This is a genomic window from Demequina litoralis (assembly GCF_030418455.1).
Classification (GTDB): Bacteria; Actinomycetota; Actinomycetes; order Actinomycetales; family Demequinaceae; genus Demequina; species Demequina litoralis.
In genome coordinates, this window is the sequence record NZ_JAUHPW010000009.1 from 61,208 (window position 1) to 85,949 (window position 24,742).

Below are 24,742 nucleotides of genomic sequence, written 5' to 3' on the forward strand. Positions count from 1 at the left end.
GTCGGCTCGCTTGTCTGGACGATGCGTCCAAAGTAGCGGCCCGATGTGGACGGAATGGCCACGAACAGGTGAACATCCTGTTAAATAACGCGGTGATGCGTGGGCGCGGGGCGGCCGCCGCCCTCCGACCGGCCCCCTCGTTCAGGACCGGTCGACGTGGCCGAGGCTGCGCACCTTGCGCTCGAGGTGGAACTGCGCGAAGGCGGCGATCAGGCCCGCGGCCTCCTTGCGGTGGCGCCCGTCGGAGACGTCCGCGGTCCCCCAGTCGCCCGAGAGCAGCGCCTCGAGCAGGGAGAAGGTCTCGGGGGCGGGCGCGGCCGCGCCCGGCGGCCGGCACGACTCGCACACCGCGCCGCCCTCGCCCACCACGAACGCACGGTGCGGGCCCTCGCGGCCGCAGCTCGCGCAGTCGTGGAAGCTCGCCTCGTAGCCCGCGTGCGCGAGCGAGCGCAGCAGGAAGCTGTCGAGGACGAGGCCCGGCTCGTGGTCGCGGCGGCTCAGCGCGCCGAGCGCGCCGTGGAGCAGGCGGTACTGCTCCCACGCGGGCTCGCGCTCGTGATCCACGAGCTTGTCGGCCGTCTCGACCATCGCGGTGGCGGCCGTGTACATCCCGTAGTCCTCGGCGATGCGGCGCGCGTACGGCTCCTTGGTCTCCACCTGGCTCACGATGTCGAGGTTGCGGCCCTCGTACAGCTGGACGTCGACGAGCATGAACGGCTCCATGCGGGACCCGATCCGGCTCGAGGTGCGGCGCACGCCCTTCGCGACCGCCCGGACCTTGCCGTGGCGCCGCGTGAGCATCGTGACGATGCGGTCCGCCTCACCCAGCTTGTGGGTGCGGAGGACGATCGCGTCGTCTCGGTAGAGGGGCACCGGACCATTGTCCCGCGCGTCAGGCGCGCTCCCGATCCACGGCGCGCGCGAGCCCGTCGAGCAGCAGGTCGAGCCCGTAGTCGAACGAGTCCCCGAAGTTGAAGCCGGGCTGCATCGCGTGCTCCATCGCGAAGCGCGTCATCATCGGATAGGCGCCCGGATCGAAGGCCGCGGCGATCTCCCCCGCCAGCTCCGCGTCCTCGTCCCCGCGCTGCACCGCGAGGTTGGCCTCCTGCATCGCGAAGCCGTAGACGAAGCTGTCGAGCACCGCGTAGGCGTGCGCCACGAGCGGCAGCGGCATCCCGGCACGGTCGAGGGCGACCAGCACCGACTCGTGATGCGCGAGCAGCTCGGGGCCCGGGTGGTGCCGGGACTCGAGCAGCGGCACGGACCAGGGATGACGGCCGAGGACCTCGCGCGCGGAGCGGCAGCGCACCCGCAGGGCCTCCTGCCATGGGAGGTCCACGGGCGGCTTCGCGATCTCGGAGAACACGACGTCGACCATGCCGTCGAGCAGCGCCTCCTTGCCGTCGACGTGGTGGTAGATCGTCATCGGCTTGGTGCCGAGCTCGTCCGCGAGCTTGCGGATCGTGAGCGCCTCGATCCCGTCGCGGTCGGCGAGATCCATCGCGGCGGCGAGGATCCGCTCGCGCGACAGTCGCGGCTTGCGCACATCCTGCCTGGTATCCGACATTCTTGCCTCCAGCCCTTGCGGTTCGTACTAAGTACGCCTACGGTCGAGCATAGCAACTCGTACTAAGTACGATTGCGTGACACACGGGGAGGAAACCATGAACGCCAGCACCACCGCCCAGGCCGCAGCCGCCGCCTCGGCCGCCACCATCGCCGCCGCCGCTTCCGCCAGCGACGCCACGTCCATCACCGAGGGGGACACCACCATGCGCGCAGCCGTCCAGCGCCGCTACGCCGGCCCGGAGGAGATCCACCTCGACACCGTGCCGGTTCCGCAGCCCGGCGACGGCGAGGTCCTCGTCGAGGTCCACGCCGCGGGCGTCGACCGCGGCGTGTGGCACCTCGCCACGGGCCGCCCGCTCGTGATCCGCGCGATCGGCTTCGGCCTGCGCCGTCCCAAGCAGCCCGTCCAGGGCTCGGACCTCGCCGGCGTCGTCTCCGCCGTGGGCGCCGGGGTCACCCGGTTCGCCGTGGGCGACGAGGTCTTCGGCACCGCCGACGGCTCGTTCGCCCAGTTCGCGATCGCCAAGGAGGAGCGGCTCGCACTCAGGCCCGAGGCTGCGGGGATCGCCGACGCGGCCGCCATGCCCGTGTCCGCGGTCACCGCGCTCCAGGCGGTCCAGGACTGCGCCAAGGTCGAGGCCGGCCAGCGCGTGCTGATCCTGGGCGCGTCGGGTGGCGTCGGCTCGTTCGCGGTGCAGATCGCCGTCGCGGCCGGGGCCCACGTCACCGGCGTCGCCAGCGCCGCGAAGGCCGAGCTGGTGCTCGAGCTGGGCGCGGAGCGCGTCATCGACTACCGGACCACCGAGGTGACCGAGCTCGACGAGTCCTTCGACGTGATCATCGACGCGGGCAGCCTCACCTCGCTGCGCCGCCTGCGCCGCATCCTGTCCCCCACCGGCACGCTCGTCATGGTCGGAGGCGAGGGCGGCGACGCCCTGGTGGGCGGCAGCGGCCGCACCCTGTGGGCGCCGCTCGTCTCGCTGTTCGCCTCGCAGCGCCTCATGGGCTTCGTGTCCGCCACGACCACGGAGCGCCTCGAGCGCGTGAGGGACCTCGTCGACGCGGGCAGCGTCCGCGCCGCGGTCAGCCGCACGTACCCGCTCGAGCGCGCCGGCGACGCCGTCACCGACCTGGCCGCGGGCATCGTCTCCGGCAAGGCCGCCGTCCTCGTCCGCGACGCCCGCTGAGCGCGTCTCCACCGCATCGTCCCGACAGGAGAACCCGTCATGAACGTCACGACCGACCTCTCGCCCCGATCGGCGGCGCGCCTCGCCGGCCTCGGCTACATCGCCATCGTGCTCCTCGCCATGGGCGCGAACTTCCTGGTCCGCAACCAGCTCGTCGTGCTCGACGACCCGGCGGCGACCATGGCCAACATCGCCGAGAACGAGACCACGTTCCGGTTCGGCATCGCAGGCTTCGCCGCGATCGCGATGATCGACATCGGCATCGCGTGGGCCCTGCACGTGCTGCTGCGCCACACGGGCGAGCGCCGCTCGCTGCTTGCCGCATGGCTCCGCCTGGCCTACACGGTCGCGTTCATCCCCGCGATCACGTTCATGTACCTCGCCCTGCAGCTCGCGGTCGGCGGCGACATCGTCGCGGGCCTCGACGCCGGTCAGCGCGAGGCCTGGACCGGGCTCGCGATGGAGGCCTTCGACATCACGTGGCTGCTCGCGCTCGTGGCGTTCGGCCTGCACCTGATGGTGCTCGGCCGCATCCTCGTCGCGTCGCGCATCGGGCCCCGCGCGCTGGGCTACGGCCTGGGGATCGCGGGCGTCGCGTACGTGGCGGACACCTTCGCCCACCTCCTGCTCGCCAACTACGCCGACTTCGGCGGGGCGTTCCTCGCGATCGTCGCCACCGCGTCGATCGTCACGGAGGTGTGGTTCACCGTCTGGCTCCTCACGCGTGCACCGCGCGCGGTGGCGGCCCTCCCCGGCCGGGAGCCGGACCTGGTCACGGCCTGAGCCGTGCCCGCACCGCCCCGTCGTGCCCTCCCGGGTGCGGCGGGGCTTTGCGCGTCAAACGCGGGTCAGGCGCAGGTCGGGTGCGGGTCAGGCGCCGCCGGTCTCCGAGGACGCGGGCTCGCTGAAGACGAGGACCTCGACGTCCGCCCCCGCGAGCGCGGCCTCGACCTCGTCGTCGGTGGGGGCGTCGGGCAGCTCGCCGATGACCGCACCCGGGTCCTTGAGCGCGAGCACCGCGGAGACCACGGCACCATCGGTGGTGTCACCCACGAGGATCGCGCGGCAGGCGCTGGCCTCCGCATCGGTCACCGTGTCATCCCAGCACAGCGCCGCGCTCACGTCCTCGGCGCCGGCGTTGTCCGCCAGCAGCGCCTCGAGGACCGCGTCCGCGGTGGCGATGATGCCGTCGTCGGGGGCGCCCGTCCAGCACTCGATGACGGCCTGGTCGTCATCCGACTGGATGCCCGCCATCTGCACGGTGTCCTCGCACGGGACGGACTCGAGCCCCAGCGCCGTCAGGTCCGACAGCTCGGTGTCGGGCAGGGCGGTGCCGCACGCGGTCAGGGCCGCCGCGGCCAGGACGGCCGCGGCGACCCCCGCGATGCGACGGGTCATCGCCCCTCGCGGTTGACGGCCGAGATGATCGCCTTGAGCGACGCGGTGGTGATCGACGGGTCGATGCCGACGCCCCAGAGGATCTCGTCGCCGATCGCGCACTCGACGTACGCGGCGGCGGTGGCGTCCCCGCCGGTGCTCATCGCGTGCTCGTGGTAGTCGAGGACCTCGACCTTGACGCCGCGCGTGCCGAGCGCCGCGACGAAGGCCGCGACCGGGCCGTTACCCGAACCCTCGATGGTGACCTCCTGGCCGCCGTCGGTGATGTCGGCCGCGAGCGTGTCCGGGCCGGTCTCGCTCGACGTGCCGCGCGTGCCCACGAGGGCCAGGCGCCCCCAGGCGCGCTCGGGGTCCGCGGCGGGCAGGTACTCGTCCTCGAAGATCCGCCACAGCGAGTCGGCGGTCATCTCGGCGCCGGAGGCGTCGGCAGCGCGCTGGACCACGCGGGAGAACTCGATCTGGAGGCGGCGGGGCAGGTCGAGATTGCGCTCCGTCTTGAGCAGGTACGCCACGCCGCCCTTGCCGGACTGCGAGTTGACGCGGATGACCGCCTCGTACGAGCGACCCACGTCCTTGGGGTCGATCGGCAGGTACGGCACGGCCCACAGCAGATCGTCGACCTCGACACCCTGCCGCTGCGCCTTGGCATCCATCGCCTCGAGGCCCTTCTTGATCGCGTCCTGGTGCGAGCCGGAGAACGCGGTGAAGACCAGGTCGCCGCCCCAAGGGTGGCGCGGGTGCACGTCGAGCTGGTTGCAGTACTCGACCGTGCGGCGGACCTCGTCGATGTCGGAGAAGTCGATCTCCGGGTCGATGCCCTGGCTGAAGAGGTTCATGCCCAGCGTCACCAGGTCGACGTTGCCGGTGCGCTCGCCGTTGCCGAACAGGCAGCCCTCGATGCGGTCCGCGCCGGCCATGTAGCCCAGCTCCGCGGCCGCGATCGCGGTGCCGCGGTCGTTGTGCGGGTGCAGGGACAGGACCACGGAGTCGCGGTAGTCGAGGTTCCGGTTCATCCACTCGATCGAGTCGGCATAGACGTTCGGGGTCGCCATCTCGACAGTGGCGGGCAGGTTGATGATGACCTTGCGGTCGGGCGTGGGCTTCCACACGTCCAGCACGGCGTTGCAGACACGCACCGCGTAGGCGAGCTCCGTGCCGGTGTACGACTCGGGGCTGTACTCGTAGAAGACACGGGTGTCGGGGATGGTCTCCTCGAACTTCTGGCAGAGCATCGCGCCATGCGTGGCGATGTCCAGGACCTCGTCCTCGTCCGCGCGGAACACGACCTCGCGCTGGAGGATGCTCGTCGAGTTGTACAGGTGGACGATCGCCTGCTTGGCACCCTTGAGGGACTCGTAGGTGCGCTCGATGAGGTGCTCGCGGGCCTGGGTCAGGACCTGGATGGTGACGTCATCGGGGATCCGGTCCTCCTCGATGAGCTGCCGGACGAAGTCGAAGTCCGTCTGGCTCGCGCTCGGGAAGCCGACCTCGATCTCCTTGTAGCCCATGCGGACCAGGAGCTCGAACATGCGCATCTTGCGCTCGGCGTTCATGGGCTCGATGAGCGCCTGGTTGCCGTCGCGGAGGTCGACCGCGCACCAGCGCGGGGCCTTGGTGATGCGCTTGCCCGGCCACGTCCGGTCGGGCAGGTCGACGTCGATCAGGCGATCGAACGGGACGTACTTCTTGATGGGCATCGGCGACGCGGTCTGGGCGCCGCCGGTGTAGTGCTCGCTGATCATGTGGGAATCCTTAGCTGTGTCGCTGTCCTGTGAGCCGGCACACGAACCGCCGCGACGAGGATCCGGCCTGTTCTAGGCCTCGTCGCGGCAGCTAAGGAGCAGCGAGCGTGCACGCATGCGTCCACCATAGCGGACGACTGCCAATGACAAAGGTGACGCGTGTGACGAGCGCTGGTCGTGGCAGGCGCCGGGCGGATAACGGGACGATTCGCCAGTCCGGCAAGGGTCGTCGCGCCAGCTCTTGCGTATCGTACTTAGTACGACTATCGTGGCGACCACAAGGCGTACTAAGTACGAAACCGACGAGGAGAGCCCACATGCCCGACCAGATCGCCACCACCGAGCCCGCCGCCACCGCCAAGAAGGAGCAGCCCTTCTGGGCCGTCCCGACCGTCCTCGCCATCATCCTGCTGAGCAGCGGCGGCTTCGTCCTGCTCCTCGCCCAAGCACTCAAGATCCTGTCCTCGATCCAGTAGCCCGACTCCCAGCAAACGGCGTGTCGCTCGCCGGTTTGTCAGGTTTGCGCGCTTTAGGGTGGGCCTCGGGTCCAACGATGACGCGGACCCGTCGAGGTTCCGGCCGTGGCATCGGGGGGATGCACCATGGAGGCGACAAGGACGCATGGGCACAGCCAGGTGCGCACCCACGGAAGCAGGACCCTCGCGGCGACCGCGGCGCTCCTCACGCTGCTGGCGGGCTGCACGGCAGCCGACGGCGGCGCTGAGACGAGCACGTCGGGCGCACCCGCGTCGTCGGCCAACACCGATGCCGGCGACACCAGCCCGTCCGCGGGTGCTTCGACCGCCGATGGTGCGGATGTGCGGATCGTCACCGATGAGAGCGGGCGGATCTCGATGCTCGCACCGGTGGGCTGGGAGGTCGACGGTCGCCCCCGGCCCCAAGGCGATGGCGCCGCCTACGTCCCCTCGCTCATTGTCTGGCCGGACATCAACGAGTTCGTCTACTCCAACGAGTTCGACGGGGCCTACGGCACCTTCGAGTCCTCCGGGGTGAGCGTGCGGTTGCTCGACACAGTCCAGGAGGACTACTCGTACCGCGTCGAGCAGGAGGCCGAGAGCTGGCGTGGGTGCGAGATGACCGGCCCACCGGTGTCTCACGTCGACGGGGACTTCTACGGTGCCACCGTCGACCTCGCGTGCACGCGGTGGGACGACACGGCTGCCGACGACACGACACTGTGGGTGTTCCGCGGCCCGCCGGACCGCGTCGGCGCCGCCGCCGCGCTCCGCTTCACCGAGGAGGAGTCGCGCGACGGCCTCAAGTCGACCGTCTGGGAGTCCATCCGTATCGCGATGCAGGCGTACGACGCCATGTCGTCCGAGCTGGGCACGCCCACGAGCTTCACCTCCGTCACCGATGACAGCGGGCGGATCTCGCTATCCGTGCCGGCGGGCTGGGAGGTCGACGGCGTGCCAGGCGCGGCCTCGGACGACGGCGGTTCTGCGCCCGCACTGGTGGCGGCGCCCGATATCGAAGCCTTCCTCTCGACCACGACGGCGCCGGGCGTCAGCGTCGAGCTGCGGCCCGACTCGATGACGATCGACCACCTCGCCGCCTCCGAGTCCGACCTGGCGGGCGACTGCGAGGCGGCAGAGCCCACTCCGTCCTACGACGACGGGCACCTGCTCAACGTCTCGGCGGAGTACTCCTGCGACGGCAGCCACACCGTCCAGGCGGCGGTGATGAGCCACCACGACGTCAAGGCGAAGGTGGTCATCCGGGGCACCGCGGACGTCTGGGATGCCGACATCCCCAGCCAGATCTGGGCGACCATCGCGCTCACGGACTAGAAGCTGCCGACGCACGAGCGGGTCCGACCGCACGCGACAACGATGCACCAGTCAGGCCACCGTCGCGGACGCCGGCCCCCTCATCCCCACGAGATCACATGTGTCACATGCTTCATTGGGAATCGCTAGAACCCGAGCCGCCCCAGCTGCTTAGGGTCGCGCTGCCAGTCCTTCGCGACCTTCACATGGAGGTCCAGGTAGACCTTCCGGCCCAGCAGGTGCTCGATCCCGGCCCGCGCCGTCGCTCCGACCTCCTTGAGCCGCGACCCGCCCTTGCCGATGATGATGCCCTTCTGCGAGTCGCGCTCCACGAACACGTGCGCGCGGATCTCCAGCACCGGCCGGTGGGCGTCCTCCGAGTCGGGCTCCACCATCTCCTCGATCACCACGGCGATCGAGTGCGGCAGCTCGTCGCGGACGCCCTCGAGCGCCGCCTCGCGGATGAGCTCCGCGATGCGCACGTCCTCGGGCTCGTCCGTGAGCTCGCCCTCCGGGTAGAGCGCGGGACCCTCCGGCAGGTACTTCGCGAGCACGTCGACGAGCGTGCCCATCTGGATGTCCTTGACCGAGCTCACGGGGATGATCTCGGCCCACTCCCCCAGCTGCGACACGTCGAGCAGGTGCGCCGCGACGCGGTCGCGCGGCACCTTGTCGACCTTGGTGACGATCGCGACGACGGGACGTCGCGCATCGGCGAGCTCGCGCGCGATCCACTTGTCGCCCGGGCCCACCTTCTCGTCGGCGGGCAGGCAGAAGCCGATCACGTCGACCTCCGACAGCGTCTCGCGCACGAGGTCGTTGAGGCGCTCGCCCAGCAGCGTGCGGGGACGATGCAGGCCGGGGGTGTCCACGATGACCAACTGGGCCTCGGGCCGGTTGACGATGCCGCGGATCGCGCGGCGCGTCGTCTGGGGCCGCGACGACATGATCGCGACCTTGTCCCCCACCAGCGCGTTCATCAGGGTCGACTTGCCGGCGTTGGGCCTTCCCACGAACGCCGCGAAGCCGGATCGGTGGTTCTCAGTCATCGTCCTCGTCCTTCCGGCCGCGCCTGCGCGGCACCGTCTCGTTCTCGCCTGTGCCGGGCGCCGCATCGTCCACCTCGGCGCGCGTCGCGATCACCGACACCAGCGTGCGCCTGCGGCCCTCCGCGCGCTCGGCGAACAGCTCGATGCCGTGCGCGGTCGCGCGCGAGCCGGGGATCGGCACCTTGCCCAGCGCCTTCGCGAGCAGCCCCGCCACCGTCTCCACGTCCTCGTCGTCGATCTCGACGTCGAACCGCTCGCCCAGCTCGTCGAGGCTGCAGCGGGCCGGCATCCGGTAGCGGCCCTCGCCCAGGTCCTCGACCTCGGGCGCGGAGCGGTCGTGCTCGTCGACCACCTCGCCCACGATCTCCTCGAGCGCGTCCTCGATGGTGACCACGCCGGCGACGCCGCCGAACTCGTCCACCACCACCGCCATGTGGAACACCTCGTCCTGCATGCGCCGCAGCAGGTCGTCGGCGGGCACGGACTCGGGCACGAACACCGCCTCGCGCAGCAGGTGGTCGATGGGCTCCTCGAGCCGTTCGGGGTGGTCCCACGTCGCCCGCACCACGTCCTTGAGGTACAGCACGCCGACTGTGTCGTCGACGTCGCCGCGGATCACCGGCACGCGCGAGTAGCCCGACCGCATGAACAGCACCATCGCCTTGCGCGCGGGTGTGCCCGCCTGGATGGTCACCATGTCGGTGCGCGGCACCATGACCTCGCGGGTGAGGGTGTCGCCCAGGCTCACGACCGAGCGCAGCAGCTCGGCGTCCTCCTCCTCGAGCGCCTCCCCCGCCTGCTCGACGAGGTCCTCGGGCTCGGCGAGCTCGCGGATGCGCAGCGCGGGCACCACGGCGCGGATGGGCGCGGTGAGCCGGATGAGCGTCCAGGCGAGCGGCGCGAGCGCGCGGATCGCGGTCTCGGGAGCGCGCCGGGCGGCGGCGCGCGGCCAGGCGCGCACGATGACGAGCGACAGGAACGCGGCCACGACCCACGCGAGCAGCAGCGTCGGGCCGGTCTCCCAGCCCAGCGCGTCGCCCCACGCGAGCGCGAGCGCGGTCCACGCGACGATCGCCACGGTCTCGAGCACCGCGTACGCGACGGACGATGCGGTGTCGGCGTGGTCGGGCAGCGCGGCGAGGCGGGCGGCTCGCGTGGGCGCGCCGTCCGGCCGCAGCTGGCCGGCCATGCGGCGCTCGTCCGCGTAGGGGATCTGCTCGAAGGCGGCGACGACGGCGTGGAGGATCGCCGCGCCCGCGAGGCCCGCGACCACGACCGCCAGCAGCAGCGTGACGGCGGAGGACGTCATCGGCTCGCGAGGAACGTGAGGAGGAGGTTGCGCTGGAGCGCGAACATCTCCTTCTCCTCCTCCGGCTCGACGTGGTCGTAGCCGAGCAGGTGGAGGATCCCGTGCGTGGTGAGGAGCAGCATCTCCTCCTCCGCGCTGTGACCGGCGGACGCCGCCTGGCGCTTCGCGACCGACGGGCACACGACGATGTCGCCGAGCAGGCCCGCGGGCGTGGGCTCGTCGGGCGTGCCCGGCCGCAGCTCGTCCATGGGGAAGCTCAGCACGTCGGTAGGTCCGGGCTCGTCCATCCACTGGAGGTGGAGCTGCTCCATCGCCTCCTCGTCGACGAACATGATCGCGAGCTCCGCGCCCTCGGCGACGTGCATCCGGCCCAGCACGTACTTGGCGAGCTCGGCGAACTCGACCTCGTCGATGCTCGCGTCGGTCTCGTTGTTGACCTCGATCACCGGGGCTCCTCCTTGTCGAACCGGCGGCGCTGGCCGGTGGGGCGCGGCCCGCGGCCGTCGTCCTTCTCGTCGTTCTCCGCGTACGCGGTGATGATGTCGCTCACCAGGCGGTGCCGGACCACGTCCTGCGCGCCGAGGTGGCAGAACGCGATGTCCTCGACGCCCGTGAGGATCTCCGACGCGGCGCGCAGCCCCGAGCGGGTGCCGCCGGGCAGGTCGACCTGCGTGACGTCGCCCGTCACCACCATGGTGGTGCCGAAGCCCAGGCGCGTGAGGAACATCTTCATCTGCTCGCGCGTGGTGTTCTGCGCCTCGTCGAGGATGACGAACGCGTCGTTGAGCGTGCGGCCGCGCATGTACGCGAGCGGCGCCACCTCGATGGTGCCGGCCTCCATCAGCCGCGGGATCGACTCGGGGTCGATCATGTCGTGCAGCGCGTCGTACAGCGGCCGCAGGTACGGGTCGATCTTCTCGCTGAGCGAGCCGGGCAGGAAGCCGAGCCGCTCCCCCGCCTCCACGGCCGGGCGCGTGAGGACGATGCGGTTGACCCGCTTGGACTGCAGCGCCGCCACGGCCTGGGCCATCGCGAGGTACGTCTTGCCGGTGCCGGCGGGGCCGATGCCGAACGTGATGGTGTGGCCCTCGATCGCGTGGACGTACGAGGCCTGGCCCTGGGTCTTGGGGCGGATGGTGCGCCCGCGGGTCGACAGGATCGACCGGCTGAGCACGCCCGCGGGGCGCTCCGCGACGGTGGTGGTGCCGCCCGTCGCAGGCCCCGTCGAGCGCAGCATGCGCACGGACTCCCGTGCGACCTCCGGGGTGAGCGGCACGCCGGCGCCCAGCACGTCGCGCAGCTCCTCCACCGCCGAGGCCGCGGCATCCACATCGTCCTCGTCGCCCGTCAGCGTGATGCGGTTGCCGCGCACGAGGATGTCGACCGCGGGGAACGCCCGCTCGACCTCCCGGAGCACGCCGTCGCCGGACCCCAGCAGGTCGGGCATCCTCGCCGCGTCGTCGACGACGACGACCCGGGTCACGCTCACGCGTCCCACCCCAGCGCGCCGCCGTTCATGACGTGGCCGTGCACGTGGAACACGGTCTGGCCCGCGGCGGGGCCGGTGTTGAAGATGAGGCGGTACTCGCCGTCGCACTCGGCGTCCGCGATCTGCTGCGCCACCTGTGCCATCTCCGCGAGGACCTCGGGGATCTCGCGCGCGGCCGCGGCGACGTTGGGGACGTGCTGCTTCGAGGCGACGAGCACGTGCACCGGCGCCTTGGGCGCGATGTCGCGGAACGCGATGACGTTCTCGGTCTCGACGACCGTGGTCGAGGGGATCTCCCCCGCGACGATCTTGCAGAAGATGCAGTCCGTGGTGCTCATCCCCCTAGCGTAATGACCTGGGCGGACGCCCGGTGGCCTCAGGGATGCGCCTCCGGCCGCGCCCAGTGGCCGCGCAGCGCGGCGAGCGCCGCGAGCGCGGCGGGACCGGCGGACGATGCGCGGAGCACATGGGGGCCGAGCACGACGGCCTCGGCGCCGGCGGCGGTGAGCGCCTCCACCTCGGCGTCGGAGATGCCACCCTCGGGACCGACGACCAGCCACACGGCCGTGTCCGCATCGTCCCAGTTCAGGGCCGTGATCGGCGCGGCGGCCGCCTCGTGGAGCACGAGCACCCGGGCGCCCGAGGCGACCGCCTCCGCCACCCGCGCCGCGAGCTGCCGGGTGGTCGCCGCATCGTCCACCGGCGGGACGACGGCGCGCCGGCTCTGCTTCGCGGCGGCGAGCGCGAGCGACGCCCACTTCTCGCGGCCCTTGGCGGCCTTGGGTCCGCGCCACTGCACGATCGCGCGGTCGGACGCCCACGGGACGATGCGCGTGACGCCGAGCTCGACGGCCGCCTCGACCGCCTGCTCGTCGCGGCCGCCCTTCGCGAGCGCCTGCACGAGCGTGACCTCGGGGTCGCGGTCGCGGCTCACCGCCTCGACGCGCACCTCCATCCAGCGGTCCCCCGTCGCGGCGAGCACGCCGCGCGCGCGGGCGCCCGCCCCGTCCACCACGTCGACGCGCTCGCCCACCTGACGGCGCTGGACGGTCACCGCGTGGCGGGCCTCGTCCCCCTCGACCCGCAGCACGTCGCCCGCGGCGGCGGTGGCGGCCGCGGGGTCGACGAAGACGGGGGCGGTCACCGCCTAGTGACCCTTGAAGGCGTCCCGGAGGCGCGAGAACACGCCGCCGCCGAGGGGCGCGAGGCGCGCCTCGGGGGCCTCCTCGCCGCGCAGGCCCGCGAGCTGGCGCAGCAGCTCGGCCTGCTCGTCGGTGAGGTCCGTCGGCGTGACCACGTCGAGGTGCACGTGCAGGTCGCCGCGGCCGGCGCGCTGGAGACGGCCGACGCCGAGCCCCTTGAGCCTCACCGTCGAGCCCGCGTGCGTGCCCGGGCGGACGTCGACCTCCTGCGGACCGTCGAAGGTCTCGACGGTCAGGACCGTGCCGAGCGCGGCGGCGGTCATCGGCACCTCGAGGTTGCAGTGCAGGTCGTCGCCGCGACGCTCGAAGACCGCGTGCTGACGCTCGCGGATCTCGATGTAGAGGTCGCCCTTCTGGCCGCCCGCGATGCCGGCGTCGCCCTGACCCGTCATGCGGATCCGGGTGCCGGTCTCGACGCCCGCGGGGATGTCGACGCTCACGGTGTGGCGCGAGTGGGTGCGGCCCTGGCCGGAGCACTCGCCGCACGGCGTCTCGATGGTGGAGCCGTAGCCGCCGCACGTGGGGCACGGCGCGGTGGTCATGACCTGGCCGAGCAGCGAGCGCGCGACGCGCTGGACGGAGCCGGTGCCGTTGCACTGGCGGCAGCCCTGCGGCTGGGTGCCGGGCGCGCAGCACGAGCCGTGGCATGTGGTGCAGACGTCCGCGAGGTCGACCTGGATCTCCCGGGTGACGCCGAAGACGGCCTCCTCGAGCGTGACCTCGGTGTGGACGAGCGTGTCGCCGCCGCGCTGGACGCGCGAGGCCGGGCCGCGCTGCTGCCCGCCGAACGGGCCGGCGCCGCCGCCGAAGAACGTCTCGAAGATGTCCTCGAAGCCGAAGCCCTGGGGGCCGCCCGCGCCGCCGGACGCGGCGCGGGGGTCCACGCCGCGGTCGTACTGCGCGCGCTTGTCCGCGTGGCCGAGCACGTCGTACGCGGCGGCCACCTCCTTGAACCGCTCCTCGCCCTCCGCACCCGCGACGTCGGGGTGCAGCTCGCGCGCGAGCTTGCGGTACGCCTTCTTGATCTCCGCCTCGGAGGCGTCCCGAGAGACGCCCAGGACGGCGTAGTAGTCCTTCACCTAGAGCTCCACCACTTTCGACAGATAGCGGGCGACGGCGCGTACGGCGGCCATCGTCCCCGGATAGTCCATGCGTGTCGGTCCGAGCGCACCCACGAGCGAGGCGGCGTCGCGGCCGTAGGCCGCCGCGACGATCGACGTGCGCGACAGCGCCTCGTGGTGCGTCTCCGCGCCGATGCGAACCGAGACATCGTCCCCCTCGGCCGCCATCTCGTGCAACAGCCGCAGCAGCACCACCTGCTCCTCGAGCGCGTCCAGCACCGGCGCGATCGTGCCGGCCTCGAGGCCGGAACCCGCTCGTGCCAGGTTGGACGCTCCCGCGAACACGACGCGCTCGACGGTGCCGCCGCGCGCGGCGGTCACCACGAAGTCCGCGACGGCCCCGGCCCACGGCACCTGGTCGGGCGCGGCGGCCCACATGGTGAGCGCCGCCTCCAGCCGGGCGCCGGTGAGGCCCTCGGCGGTGGCGTTGACCTCGCGCACGGCGCGCTCGAACGCGTCGTCCGATGTCGCCTCGCCCAGCGCGATGGTGCGCTGGTCGACGCGCGCGTCCGCGGACACCACGACCACGAGCGCGTGCTCGGCGCCCATGCGCACCAGCTCGATGCGGCGCACCGCGGACTCCCGCAGCGACGGGTACTGCACCACCGCCACCTGGCGCGTCAGCTGGCTCAGCAGCCGCACCGACCTCTCGACGACGTCGTTGAGGTCGACGGCGTCGGACAGGAACGTGCCGATCGCGCGCTTGTGGGCGTCGGGCAGCGCGGCGGCCGCGAGCTGGTCCACGAACGAGCGGTAGCCCAGGTCCGTGGGGATGCGCCCCGCGGAGGTGTAGGGCTGCGCGATGAGCCCCTCCTCCTCGAGGATCGCCATGTCGTTGCGGATGGTCGCGGAGGAGACGCCCAGCGTGTGGGCCTCGGCGAGCGCCTTCGACCCCACGGGCTCGTGGGTGGACACGTAGCCCTCCACGATCGCGCGCAGCACGGCGCGGCGACGCTCCTCGCTCACGATCCCCTCCTGGCACTCGAACTCGACGAGTGCTAATCCTAACGCGGCCCGCGGACGCCTCCCGGGCCCCGGCGCGGCGTGCCGGGGCCCGCACGCGGCACCCGGCCGGAGCGCGCCCACCTGGCTAGATTGGAGGTGCGGGGGCGCCTCGCGCGCCTCCGCCCAGGTCCGCATCCGAGGGAGAGAGCCATGACCGAGAACCCGCCGCCGCCACCGCAGTCGCCTCCGCCGCCGCCCCAGCAGCCCTACGCCCCCCAGCCGATGACGCAGAGCGACGAGCGCCTGTGGGCGATGCTCGCCCACCTCGGCATCATCCTGTTCGGCTTCCTGCCGCCGCTCATCATCTGGCTGGTGTTCCGCGAACGCAGCGCGTTCGTCGACGACCAGGGCAAGGAGGCGCTCAACTTCTCGATCCTCGTCACCATCGCCCAGATCGTCGCCGGCATCCTGTGGGTGGTGATCATCGGCATCGTGCTCAGCGTCGTGGTCGGCATCGCGATGCTGGTGCTGTGCATCATGGCCGGCATCGCCGCCAACCGCGGCGAGCGCTACCGCTACCCGTTCAACTGGCGCATCGTGAAGTAGGGGTCGTACCCCGAGCAGGATCAGGGCCCCGCTCCCCCTCGTGGTGGATGCGGGGCCCCGCCCCTTTTGCGAGGCTGGAGGCATGAACGACACGACCCAGCCCCAGACGCCGGCCGACGGCACCGTCCCCCCTCAGGACGGCCCCGCCCAGCCGCAGCAGCCCTACGCGGCGCCCACGCCGCCCTACGTCGCCCCGGCCCCGATGCTCGAGAGCGACGCCCGCACCATCGCCATGCTGGTGCACATCCTCGCCGCAGTCGCGCTCGTGGTCTCCGCGGGCACGCTCGCCTTCGTGGTGCCGCTCGTGATGTGGCTCATCTACCGCGAGCGCAGCGCGCTCGTCGACTGGCACGGCAAGACCAACCTCAACCTCCAGCTCACGTCGCTGGTCGTGGTGATCGCCTCGGTCCTCATCGGCCTCCTGACGCTCGGCATCGGGTTCGCCGTCACGTGGATCCCCATGATCGGGTACCCGATCTACGCGCTCGTCATCTCGATCATCGCCGGCGTCAAGGCGAACCGCGGGGAGTACTACCGGATCCCGCTCATCATCCCGTTCATCCGCTGACGGAGCCCGCACGGCCGGGGCTCGGGGGCGACCCCGGGTCCCGGCCCTCGTGCGTCAGGCCGCCGCCGCGGCCGCGAGGGCGCGCTTCACGGTGCGGGCGAAGACGGCCGAGCCGTCGTCGTCGGGGTGGATCCCGTCGGAGCCGAGCACGTCCGGGCGGCGCTCGACGGCGCGCTGCCAGTCCGCCACCACCGCGTTCGGATGCGCCCGCGCCGCCTCGCGCACCGCGCGCTGCGACGCCGCCATCCACGACCGGTCGCCGTACGGCGTCACCAGCACCACCGGACGCCCCTCGACCGCCGCGATCAGCCGGTCCATGTCCTCCTCGGGTACCGCGCCGTTGGTGCCGAGCGCGACCACCACGTAGTCGCGCAGCCGCCCCTGGCGTGCGAGCTGCTCGACGCGGTCGACGCCCGTCCAGAACTGCCGCCCCACCTCGGCGTCCACCGCGATGCCGGGCAGCGCCTCCGCGAGCGCCGGCGCGGCGCCGAGCGCGACCGAGTCGCCGATCACCGTGACGTCGCTGCCGACGGGCGGCGCCGGCCGGCGTTCGGGCAGCGCGCCGGGCGGCGGGACCTGCGCGGGCAGAGGCGTGCCTCCCAGGCCCAGCACGGACGATGCGGGCGTACCCGGCGCCGGGATCGTCGCGGGCGTCGACGGGGTGGGCGGCGGCGCTGCGAGCGTCGCCGCGAGGCGCGCGCCCTCCTCCAGCCGCGCCTCGAGGCCCGTGCGGTCGGGCGCCAGCGCGATGCCCGCCCCCGCGAGCGCGAGCACGCCGCCGGCCGCGCCGACCACCGCGACAGCCCGGCGGCGACGCCAGCCGCTCCGCGCATCGTCCCCCCGCCGCAGCCGCCCGACGAGGACGCGTGCGGCACGGCGCAGGCCCATGCGCCGCACCGGCATCTCGAGCCACCGATACGAGGCCGCCGCGGCGGCGACCGTCGCGACCACCGTGATCACCACGGCCGGCCCCGAGGCCTCGCGGACGCGGCCGCCGTCGAGCGCCGTCACCGCGACCACCAGGACGGGCCAGTGCCACAGGTAGATGCCGTACGAGCGGTCGCCCACCCACCGCAGCAGGGGTGTGTCGAGTCGCTCCCCGAGCGCCGGCACCGCGACCACGAGGTGGACGACGGCCGCGGCGGCGAGCGAGGCGAGCACGAGCCCGCCGCGGTACGCCCAGGCAGAGTCCCACGGCAGGAGGACGGCGATCGCGCCGAGCGAGACGAGCCCCACGGCGCCGAGCGTGACGGCGCGCGCGGGCTGCGCCGCCGCGGCCTCCCGCGCATCGTCCCGTGCCCACCAGAACGCGAGCCCGGCGCCGATCATGAGGCCGAAGGCGTGCGTGTCGGTGCCGAGGTAGACGCGCGTGGGATCGCCGGCGGGCAGGAGCACCGCCATGGCGAGCGCCGATGCGGCGGCGAGCATGGCCGCGACCCAGGCCGCGCGCCGCATCGCGAGGCCGGCGGCACCGATGAGGATCACCGCGAGCGGCCACAGCAGGTAGAACTGCTCCTCGACCGCGAGGGACCACAGGTTCTCGAACAGGTGCGGGGACGATGCGGCGGCGTAGCTGCGGCCGAGCAGCAGGGTGGCCCAGTTGCTGGTGAACGTCGCGGCGGCCGCGACCTCCGCACCGGCGCCGACGAGCAGGTCGCCCCACAGGGAGCCCTCGACGGCTCCGCCCCCGAGCAGCACGACGCCGGCGGCCGCGGACACGACGGCGACGCCGACCGCGACGACGACGGCCAGCGCCGGCAGCAGGCGACGCGCGCGATGGACCCAGAAGCGTCGCAGCGAGATGCGGCCGCGCTCGGCGCGCTCGCGGAGCAGGATCGTGGTGATGAGGAAGCCCGACAGGACGAAGAACACGTCGACGCCGACGTAGCCGCCCGGGAGCCACGACGGCGCGAGGTGGTACGCGACCACCAGGACGACGGCGATCGCGCGCAGGCCGTCGAGACCCGCGATCCGTCCGCGCGGGACGGCGCGGGTCTGTCGCGCGCGCGGGGCCTCCCGCGTGAGGGTGTCGGTGCTGATGAGCGTGCCCGGCGGCCGCGAGGGCCGCCGCTCCTTCCTGGTATTCCGGCCCACCAGGGTACGGCCCGGAACGGACATCGGGGACATCCGGGTCGAACGCCCAGATGCGCGCGGCGAGTCGCTCCGCGGGACGCCGTCCGCGCCGTGGTGGGGCGGGTCAGAAGGCCAGCGCGCGGACCGCGAGATCCGCGAGCAGGCGGCCGCGACGCGTGAGCCGCAGCGTCCCGCGCACGGCAGCGGCGCCGTCGAGGACGCCGTCCGCGATGAGCTTCGCGACCGCCTCGCCGCGTCCCTCCACCAGCTCGGCGGGGATGCCCTCGGACAGCCGCAGGCGCAGCATCACCTGCTCGAGGCGGAGATCGTCGCCCGCCAGCTCCTCGCCCTCGGCCTCCGGGCTCTCGCCCGCCGCCAGACGGGCGGCGTAGGCGCGCGGGTGCTTGACGTTCCACCACCGGCGCGCGGGTGCCTCCGTGCCGTCGGGACGACGGTGCGGGCCCAGGTAGGAATGTGCGCCGGGGCCCACGCCCCACCAGTCCTGGCTGCGCCAGTACGCCATGTTGTGGCGGCAGCGGTCGGCGGGCTCGCGCGCCCAGTTCGAGACCTCGTACCAGGAGTAGCCGGCCTCGCTCAGGAGCGTGTCCGCGAGCTCGTACATCTCGGCCTGGACGTCGGGGTCGGTCGGCTCGACCTCGCCGCGGCGCAGCTGCGCGCCCATGCGGGTGCCCGGCTCGATCACGAGGGCGTACGCGCTCACATGATCGGGCTCGAGCGCGAGGACGGACTCGAGGCTGGCGCGCCAGTCGGCGAGCGACTCCCCCGGCGTGCCGTAGATGAGGTCGAGGCTGACCTTGAGGCCGGCCTCGCGGGCGGCCGCGACGGCGCGCTCCACGTTCGCCGGGTTGTGCGTGCGGTCGAGCGTCGTGAGCACGTGCGGCACCGCGGACTGCATGCCCAGGCTCACGCGGGTGAAGCCCGCGCGCGCGAGCGCGCGCAGCGACTCCTTGGTGACGGAGTCCGGGTTGGCCTCGGTGGTGACCTCCGCATCGGCGCTCAGCCCCCACGTGCCGCGCACGCCGTCGAGCAGCGCGATGAGCGCGGACGAGTCGAGCATGGTCGGGGTGCCGCCGCCGAAGAACACGGTGCGCGCGGCGCGGGCGTCGCCGGGCATCGCGGTGCGCGCGAGCTCCATCTCGCGCAGCGCGGCCTCGACGTAGCCCTCGCGGGTCGCGCCCTCGACCTCGCCGGGCGCGTACGTGTTGAAGTCGCAGTAGCCGCAGCGCACCGAGCAGAACGGGACGTGGACGTAGACGCCGAGGTCCCTCACCCCCGCGACGGTATTCATGTGCTCATCATGCCTGGTGAGAACATGGTCCGTCGCGTCGGACAGGGGCACGCTACTTCTTCTTGCCCTTGTCCGAGCCGTCGTCCGACGTGGACAGCGCGGCGATGAAGGCCTCCGGCGGGACCTCGACCGAGCCGATGTTCTTCATGCGCTTCTTGCCGGCCTTCTGCTTCTCGAGCAGCTTGCGCTTGCGCGAGATGTCGCCGCCGTAGCACTTCGCGAGCACGTCCTTGCGGATCGCGCGGATGGTCTCGCGGGCGATGATGCGCGAGCCGATCGCGGCCTGGACCGGCACCTCGAACTGCTGGCGGTCGATGAGGTCCTTGAGCTTGCCCACCATCGACAGGCCGTACGCGTACGCCTTGTCCTTGTGCACGACCGCGCTGAAGGCGTCCACCTGCTCGCCCTGGAGGAGGATGTCGACCTTGACGAGGTCCGCGACCTGCTCGCCGGCGGGCTCGTAGTCGAGCGAGCCGTAGCCGCGGGTGCGGGACTTGAGCTGGTCGAAGAAGTCGAACACCACCTCGGCGAGCGGCAGCGTGTAGTGCATCTCGACGCGCGTCTCGCTGAGGTAGTTCATGGTGCCCATGACGCCGCGGCGCTCCTGGCACAGCTCCATGACGGTGCCGATGAACTCGCTCGGCACCAGGATCGACGCCTTCACGACGGGCTCGCGGACCGCGGCGACCTTGCCGCCGGGGAACTCGGACGGGTTGGTGACGGTGTGGACCTTGCCGTCCTCCATCTCGACCTCGTAGACCACGTTCGGGGCGGTCGAGATGAGGTCGAGGCCGAACTCGCGCTCGAGGCGGTCGCGCACGATCTCGAGGTGGAGCAAGCCCAGGTAGCCGCAGCGGAAGCCGAAGCCGAGCGCGACGGAGCTCTCGGGCTCGTACACGAGCGACGCGTCGTTGAGCTGGAGCTTGTCGAGGGCGTCGCGCAGGATCGGGAAGTCCGAGCCGTCGAGCGGGAACAGGCCCGAGTACACCATCGGCTTGGGGTCGCGGTAGCCGCCGAGCGACTCCTCGGCGCGTCGCGCGGCCGCGGTGACGGTGTCGCCGACCTTGGACTGGCGCACGTCCTTCACGCCGGTGATGAGGTAGCCGACCTCGCCGACGCCGAGCCCCTTGGTGGGGATCGGCTCGGGGCTGATCACGCCGATCTCGAGCAGGTCGTGGGTCGCGAGCGTCGACATCATGGCGATCTTCTCGCGCGGCTTGAGCGAGCCGTCGACCACGCGGACGTAGGTGACCACGCCGCGGTACGTGTCGTACACCGAGTCGAAGATCATGGCGCGCGTGGGGGCCGCGGCGTCGCCGACGGGCGCGGGGATGTCGCGCACCACGCGGTCGAGGAGCTCGGGCACGCCCGCGCCGGTCTTGCCGGACACCCGCAGGACGTCATCGACCTCGCAGCCGATGAGCTGCGCGAGCTCCGCGGCGTAGCGGTCGGGGTCCGCGGACGGCAGGTCGATCTTGTTGAGCACCGGGATGATGGTGAGGTCGTTCTCCATCGCGAGGTACAGGTTCGCGAGGGTCTGCGCCTCGATGCCCTGCGCCGCGTCGACCAGGAGGATCGCGCCCTCGCACGCCGCGAGCGACCGGGACACCTCGTAGGTGAAGTCCACGTGGCCCGGGGTGTCGATCATGTTGAGCGCGTGCGGCTCGCCGTCGACCGACCACGGCATGCGCACGGCCTGCGATTTGATGGTGATGCCGCGCTCGCGCTCGATGTCCATGCGGTCGAGGTACTGCGCCTTCATCTGGCGCGGCTCGACGACCCCCGTGAGCTGGAGCATGCGGTCCGCGAGGGTCGACTTGCCGTGGTCGATGTGCGCGATGATGCAGAAGTTGCGGATGAGCGCCGGCTGGGTCGAGGCGGGCTCGATGCGGGGATCTGCGGACACGGTGATGACGGTTCCTCGGTTCAGGCTTTTTCGGGTGCGGGCTATTCTCCCATGAAGTCGGGCCGCACCGCGGCGGCCCCCGAGCCTCATGGCCGCGCCCGACCTGCCGATACATGGAGTGGACCGCGCGCAGGGTGCGCGCGGCCAGGACCCGGGAGGAGGCGACGATGGCGGAGACCGATCTGTTCCGTCCCGCGTTCGACGGCTCGCCCATCGGCATGGTGGTGCTCGGCGCCGACGGCGCCCTCGTCGACGTCAACGGCGCCTTCGCGCGCATCGTCGGACGCTCGGTGGCCGCGCTCCGCACCTACCGCCTGCGCGACCTCACGCACCCCGACGACATCCCCCGCGACGAGGAGCTGCGCTGGCAGCTCGACCACGGCGAGCTTCCCTACTTCCAGGCGCAGACGCGCCTCATCCACCGCAACGGCGACGCGGTGTGGACGCGCATGACCGTCTCGCCCGCCGAGGGCGAGGGCGCCGCGCGCTACCTCGTGCACGTCGAGGACATCACCGAGATCCGCCGCGCCAAGGACCTGCTCGAACGCCGCGCCCTGTACGACCACCTCACGGGCCTCGCGAACCGCACGCTGCTGCTCGAGCGGCTCGAGGCCGCGCTCGAGGAGCGCCGCACCGACGCGCACACCGTCGCGTGCATCTTCCTCGACGTCGACCACTTCAAGGTGGTCAACGACTCGCTCGGGCACGAGGCCGGCGACGAGCTGCTCCAGGAGATCGCGCGCCGCATCAAGGGCGCCGTGCGTCCCGGCGACACCGTCGCGCGCCTCGGCGGCGACGAGTTCGTGGTGATCCTGGAGTCCGTCGCGACGCAGGCGGCCGCGGAGGCCTTCCTCACCGTGATCGCCTCGGACGTGCAGATCCCGTTCAACGTGAGCGGCCACGAGGTGGTCCCGACCGTGAGCGCCGGCCTCGCGCTGGCCGAGCCCGACCTCACCGCCGAGAGCCTCCTGCGCAACGCCGACACCGCGATGTACGCGGCGAAGCAGCGCGGCCGCGCCCGCGTCGAGGTCTTCACGAGCGAGCTGCGCTCGCACGCGCTCAACAAGCTGTCGATCGAGTCCGAGCTGCGCGCCGCGATCCGCGAGGGCGAGCTCGTGGTGCACTACCAGCCGATCGTGCGCCTCGACACGGCCGAGGTGGTCGCGTACGAGGCGCTCGTGCGCTGGCAGCACCCCAACCGCGGGCTGCTCCTGCCCGAGGAGTTCATCGAGGTGTGCGAGGAGGCGAACCTCGTCGTCCCGCTCGGCGCGTTCGTCATCACCGAGGCCTGCGAGTTCATCGCCGCCCACCCGGAGTTCACGGGGCGCGTGTTCGTCAACGTGTCGACCCGCCAGATCGGCTCGGCCGACCTCACCCGCGTCGTCACCCACGCGCTCGACGCCACCGGGATCGACCCGCACCGCCTGGGCCTCGAGATCACCGAGTCCGGCATGCTCATCGCCACCCAGGCCGCGAAGTCCGACCTCGACGGCCTCACCGCGCTCGGCGTCGACCTCATCATCGACGACTTCGGCACCGGCTACTCGGCGCTCAGCTCCGTGCTGCTCAACCCGGTCTCGGGGCTCAAGCTCGCACGCGAGTTCACGCTGCGCCTGGGCGACCGCGGCACCGGCGACCGCATCTCGACCACCGTCGCGACGCTCACCCGCAGCCTGCACATGTCCGGCGTCATCGAGGGAGTCGAGTCGGAGGCGCAGCGCGCGATCGCGCGCGAGCACGGCTGGCAGCTCGGGCAGGGCTTCCTCTTCGGGCACGCCAAGCCCGCCCACGAGCTCGACCTGCGCGGTCCGTCGTCCGTGGCGGACCCGCACGAGGGGCCGGTACCGTCGGCAGGGTGAGCTCCCTGTTCGACCTCTTCCGGCGCATCGTCCGCGCCGTCCGCACCACCCCGCGACCGGGCGGGACCGCCGGACCCGCCCGCGCATCGTCCACCCGCACGACGACCGCCTACCCGGGCGACTTCTCCGGCATGCCGACCGTCAGGTACGCGCCCTCGCGCAACGGGGACCCCGACCCCGGCGAGGTCGTGTGGACGTGGGTGCCGTTCGAGGAGGACCATAGCCAGGGCAAGGACCGCCCGGTCCTGCTCATCGGGCACGACGGGCGCTGGCTGCTCGGGCTCATGCTCACCAGCAAGGACCACGACCAGGACGCCGCCCAGGAGGCGCGGTGGGGCCGGTACTGGATGGACATCGGCGCCGGACCGTGGGACTCTCGTGGGCGTCCCAGCGAGGTACGCCTCGACCGCATCCTGCGGGTCGACCCCGCCACGGTGCGCCGCGAGGGCGCGATCCTCGACCGCGCCACGTTCGACCGCGTCGCCGGTTCGCTCAAAGAGCACCATCGCTGATACAATTTCCGTTCGTGTGTGAGCGCCTGCTCGCGCTCCACCCCCCAACTTTCACCAAGACGCAGAAGGAACGCTGTGGCAAACATCAAGTCGAAGATCAAGCGCATCGGCACCAACGAGAAGGCTCGCCTGCGCAACGTCGCCGTCAAGTCGGAGCTCAAGACCAACGTCCGCAAGGTGCGCGAGGCCATCGCCGCCGGCGACAAGGCCACCGCCGAGACCGCCCTCAAGACCGCCTCCGTCAAGCTCGACAAGGCCGTGTCGAAGGGTGTCATCCACAAGAACCAGGCCGCGAACCGCAAGTCGGCGCTGGCCAAGCAGGTCGCCGCTCTCTAAGCGACCTCACGCACCTACGCCCCGCATCGCCACCGGCGATCGGGGCGTTCGTGCTTTCCGGGGGCGTGACCGCTAGTCTGCCTGCTGTGACACTCGCCGCGGGCCCCCGGCTCTGGCACCCTCCGCACCTGAGCCGCCACGGCTCGGCCGCGATCGTGGGGCGCCAGGGGATCTTCACACGCGCCGGCGAGGTGCGGGGGCACGAGCTCCTCTACCGCGCGCCCGGCCACGAGGGGCTGCCGATCGACATGTGGCCGCCGCGGCTGCAGGACCGGGCGACCGAGCACGTGATCGCGGCCGCGTTCTGGCGCGACCCCGACATCACCGCGCCGCACCCCGCCTTCATCAACTTCACCCGCACCTACCTGCTCGACCATGACCTCGCCCGTCACTGCGACCCGGCGCGCGTGGTGATCGAGATCGTCGAGTCCGCCTACGCGGACGTGGCGCTCGCCGCGCGGCTGTCGGAGCTCAAGCGCGACGGCTTCCGCGTCGCCGTCGACGACTTCGCGGCCACCGAGTCCCAGCTGAGCCTCCTCCCCCTCGCCGACTACGTGAAGGTCGACTTCCGCGACCTCGTCCGCGAGGGACCGGCGCTGGTCGAGGCGGCGCGCCGCGGCGGCGCCACGCTCATCGCGGAACGCGTCGAGGATGCCGAGATCATGGAGGCGTGCGGGGACCTGGGCTTCGACCTGTTCCAGGGCTGGTGGTTCGAGCGCGTCATCGTCCACGACCGCGGCGAGCACGCGGCGCTGGTCTAGCCGCTCCCCGG

General features: G+C 72.2%; 25 protein-coding genes. 10 read left to right on the forward strand and 15 right to left on the reverse strand.

All coding sequences use genetic code 11. The features are described 5' to 3' along the window. Positions 1 to 141: 141 nt before the first annotated feature. Both recO and QQX09_RS11550 read right to left on the reverse strand, forming a co-directional pair. Positions 142 to 873, reverse strand: coding sequence for a DNA repair protein RecO (gene recO / locus QQX09_RS11545; RefSeq protein WP_301134838.1), 732 nt, complete (start codon positions 871 to 873; stop codon positions 142 to 144). Between the two features lie 19 nt (positions 874 to 892). Then, positions 893 to 1,567, reverse strand: coding sequence for a TetR/AcrR family transcriptional regulator (locus QQX09_RS11550; protein ID WP_301134841.1), 675 nt, complete (start codon positions 1,565 to 1,567; stop codon positions 893 to 895). 97 nt (positions 1,568 to 1,664) lie between these two features. Here QQX09_RS11550 and QQX09_RS11555 point away from each other — a divergent pair, with 97 nt between their 5' ends. Continuing rightward, positions 1,665 to 2,756: an NAD(P)-dependent alcohol dehydrogenase gene (locus tag QQX09_RS11555; RefSeq protein WP_301134843.1), complete on the forward strand. Its 1,092-nt coding sequence runs from the start codon at positions 1,665 to 1,667 to the stop codon at positions 2,754 to 2,756. A 39-nt stretch (positions 2,757 to 2,795) separates the two neighbouring features. Beyond that, positions 2,796 to 3,539, forward strand: a complete 744-nt coding sequence (locus tag QQX09_RS11560) for a DUF4386 domain-containing protein (protein WP_301134845.1) — start codon at positions 2,796 to 2,798, stop codon at positions 3,537 to 3,539. Positions 3,540 to 3,626: 87 nt separating this feature from the next. On the opposite strand, the gene QQX09_RS11565 is transcribed toward QQX09_RS11560, so the two are convergent. Together QQX09_RS11565 and leuA are read right to left on the reverse strand one after the other, a co-directional pair. Beyond that, complete coding sequence (locus QQX09_RS11565; RefSeq protein WP_301134846.1) at positions 3,627 to 4,154, reverse strand: hypothetical protein; 528 nt, start codon at positions 4,152 to 4,154, stop codon at positions 3,627 to 3,629. Then, positions 4,151 to 5,896: a 2-isopropylmalate synthase gene (gene leuA, locus QQX09_RS11570; RefSeq protein ID WP_301134847.1), complete on the reverse strand. Its 1,746-nt coding sequence runs from the start codon at positions 5,894 to 5,896 to the stop codon at positions 4,151 to 4,153. The genes QQX09_RS11565 and leuA overlap by 4 nt, the downstream gene beginning before the upstream one ends. A 317-nt stretch (positions 5,897 to 6,213) precedes the next feature. Between leuA and QQX09_RS11575 the strand changes: the two genes are divergently transcribed. Then, on the forward strand, positions 6,214 to 6,372 hold the full coding sequence (locus tag QQX09_RS11575) for a hypothetical protein (RefSeq protein WP_301134849.1): 159 nt from the start codon (positions 6,214 to 6,216) through the stop codon (positions 6,370 to 6,372). A 126-nt stretch (positions 6,373 to 6,498) separates the two neighbouring features. Then, a complete protein-coding gene (locus QQX09_RS11580; RefSeq protein ID WP_301134851.1) occupies positions 6,499 to 7,707 on the forward strand; it encodes a hypothetical protein in 1,209 nt (402 codons plus the stop codon). A gap of 125 nt (positions 7,708 to 7,832) precedes the next feature. Here QQX09_RS11580 and era read toward each other — a convergent pair whose 3' ends face one another. The 8 genes from era to hrcA are packed head-to-tail and all read right to left on the reverse strand — an operon-like array spanning position 7,833 to position 14,822. After that, positions 7,833 to 8,735, reverse strand: coding sequence for a GTPase Era (era, locus tag QQX09_RS11585; RefSeq protein WP_301134853.1), 903 nt, complete (start codon positions 8,733 to 8,735; stop codon positions 7,833 to 7,835). Continuing rightward, positions 8,728 to 10,044: a hemolysin family protein gene (locus QQX09_RS11590; protein WP_301134855.1), complete on the reverse strand. Its 1,317-nt coding sequence runs from the start codon at positions 10,042 to 10,044 to the stop codon at positions 8,728 to 8,730. The genes era and QQX09_RS11590 overlap by 8 nt, the downstream gene beginning before the upstream one ends. Further along, positions 10,041 to 10,490: an rRNA maturation RNase YbeY gene (gene ybeY, locus QQX09_RS11595; RefSeq protein ID WP_301134857.1), complete on the reverse strand. Its 450-nt coding sequence runs from the start codon at positions 10,488 to 10,490 to the stop codon at positions 10,041 to 10,043. Before ybeY ends, QQX09_RS11590 begins: the two co-directional genes overlap by 4 nt. Then, positions 10,487 to 11,491: a PhoH family protein gene (locus tag QQX09_RS11600; RefSeq protein WP_301135034.1), complete on the reverse strand. Its 1,005-nt coding sequence runs from the start codon at positions 11,489 to 11,491 to the stop codon at positions 10,487 to 10,489. The genes ybeY and QQX09_RS11600 overlap by 4 nt, the downstream gene beginning before the upstream one ends. A 38-nt stretch (positions 11,492 to 11,529) precedes the next feature. Continuing rightward, a complete protein-coding gene (locus QQX09_RS11605) occupies positions 11,530 to 11,871 on the reverse strand; it encodes a histidine triad nucleotide-binding protein (protein ID WP_301134859.1) in 342 nt (113 codons plus the stop codon). Positions 11,872 to 11,909: 38 nt separating this feature from the next. Then, a complete protein-coding gene (locus QQX09_RS11610) occupies positions 11,910 to 12,677 on the reverse strand; it encodes a 16S rRNA (uracil(1498)-N(3))-methyltransferase (protein WP_301134861.1) in 768 nt (255 codons plus the stop codon). A gap of 3 nt (positions 12,678 to 12,680) precedes the next feature. Continuing rightward, positions 12,681 to 13,814, reverse strand: coding sequence for a molecular chaperone DnaJ (dnaJ, locus tag QQX09_RS11615; protein ID WP_301134863.1), 1,134 nt, complete (start codon positions 13,812 to 13,814; stop codon positions 12,681 to 12,683). Then, positions 13,815 to 14,822 carry a heat-inducible transcriptional repressor HrcA gene (gene hrcA, locus QQX09_RS11620; RefSeq protein WP_301134865.1) on the reverse strand — a complete coding sequence of 336 codons (1,008 nt, stop codon included), beginning with the start codon at positions 14,820 to 14,822 and terminating at the stop codon, positions 13,815 to 13,817. A 189-nt stretch (positions 14,823 to 15,011) separates the two neighbouring features. Between hrcA and QQX09_RS11625 the strand changes: the two genes are divergently transcribed. Next, entirely contained in the window at positions 15,012 to 15,407 is a 396-nt protein-coding gene (locus tag QQX09_RS11625) for a DUF4870 domain-containing protein (RefSeq protein ID WP_301134867.1), read from the forward strand. A gap of 82 nt (positions 15,408 to 15,489) precedes the next feature. Continuing rightward, entirely contained in the window at positions 15,490 to 15,975 is a 486-nt protein-coding gene (locus QQX09_RS11630; protein ID WP_301134869.1) for a DUF4870 domain-containing protein, read from the forward strand. 54 nt (positions 15,976 to 16,029) lie between these two features. On the opposite strand, the gene QQX09_RS11635 is transcribed toward QQX09_RS11630, so the two are convergent. The 3 genes from QQX09_RS11635 to lepA all read right to left on the reverse strand — a co-directional run bounded on the left by QQX09_RS11635 (position 16,030) and on the right by lepA (position 21,269). Then, a complete protein-coding gene (locus QQX09_RS11635) occupies positions 16,030 to 18,093 on the reverse strand; it encodes an acyltransferase family protein (protein WP_301134871.1) in 2,064 nt (687 codons plus the stop codon). A gap of 79 nt (positions 18,094 to 18,172) precedes the next feature. Further along, on the reverse strand, positions 18,173 to 19,357 hold the full coding sequence (gene hemW / locus QQX09_RS11640; protein ID WP_301134873.1) for a radical SAM family heme chaperone HemW: 1,185 nt from the start codon (positions 19,355 to 19,357) through the stop codon (positions 18,173 to 18,175). A 52-nt stretch (positions 19,358 to 19,409) separates the two neighbouring features. After that, the gene (gene lepA, locus QQX09_RS11645; protein WP_436969068.1) at positions 19,410 to 21,269 is read right to left on the reverse strand and encodes a translation elongation factor 4; all 1,860 of its coding nucleotides are present in this window, start codon (positions 21,267 to 21,269) and stop codon (positions 19,410 to 19,412) included. A gap of 161 nt (positions 21,270 to 21,430) precedes the next feature. On the opposite strand from lepA, the gene QQX09_RS11650 reads away from it, so the two are divergent. The 4 genes from QQX09_RS11650 to QQX09_RS11665 all read left to right on the forward strand — a co-directional run bounded on the left by QQX09_RS11650 (position 21,431) and on the right by QQX09_RS11665 (position 24,731). Continuing rightward, on the forward strand, positions 21,431 to 23,122 hold the full coding sequence (locus QQX09_RS11650; protein WP_301134876.1) for a putative bifunctional diguanylate cyclase/phosphodiesterase: 1,692 nt from the start codon (positions 21,431 to 21,433) through the stop codon (positions 23,120 to 23,122). 5 nt (positions 23,123 to 23,127) lie between these two features. Next, a complete protein-coding gene (locus QQX09_RS11655) occupies positions 23,128 to 23,634 on the forward strand; it encodes a type II toxin-antitoxin system PemK/MazF family toxin (protein ID WP_436969069.1) in 507 nt (168 codons plus the stop codon). 75 nt (positions 23,635 to 23,709) lie between these two features. Next, positions 23,710 to 23,970: a 30S ribosomal protein S20 gene (gene rpsT / locus QQX09_RS11660; protein ID WP_062289062.1), complete on the forward strand. Its 261-nt coding sequence runs from the start codon at positions 23,710 to 23,712 to the stop codon at positions 23,968 to 23,970. A gap of 86 nt (positions 23,971 to 24,056) precedes the next feature. Continuing rightward, positions 24,057 to 24,731 (forward strand): EAL and HDOD domain-containing protein, encoded by a 675-nt coding sequence (locus tag QQX09_RS11665; protein ID WP_301134884.1) that lies wholly within the window; start codon positions 24,057 to 24,059, stop codon positions 24,729 to 24,731. Positions 24,732 to 24,742: the final 11 nt, after the last annotated feature.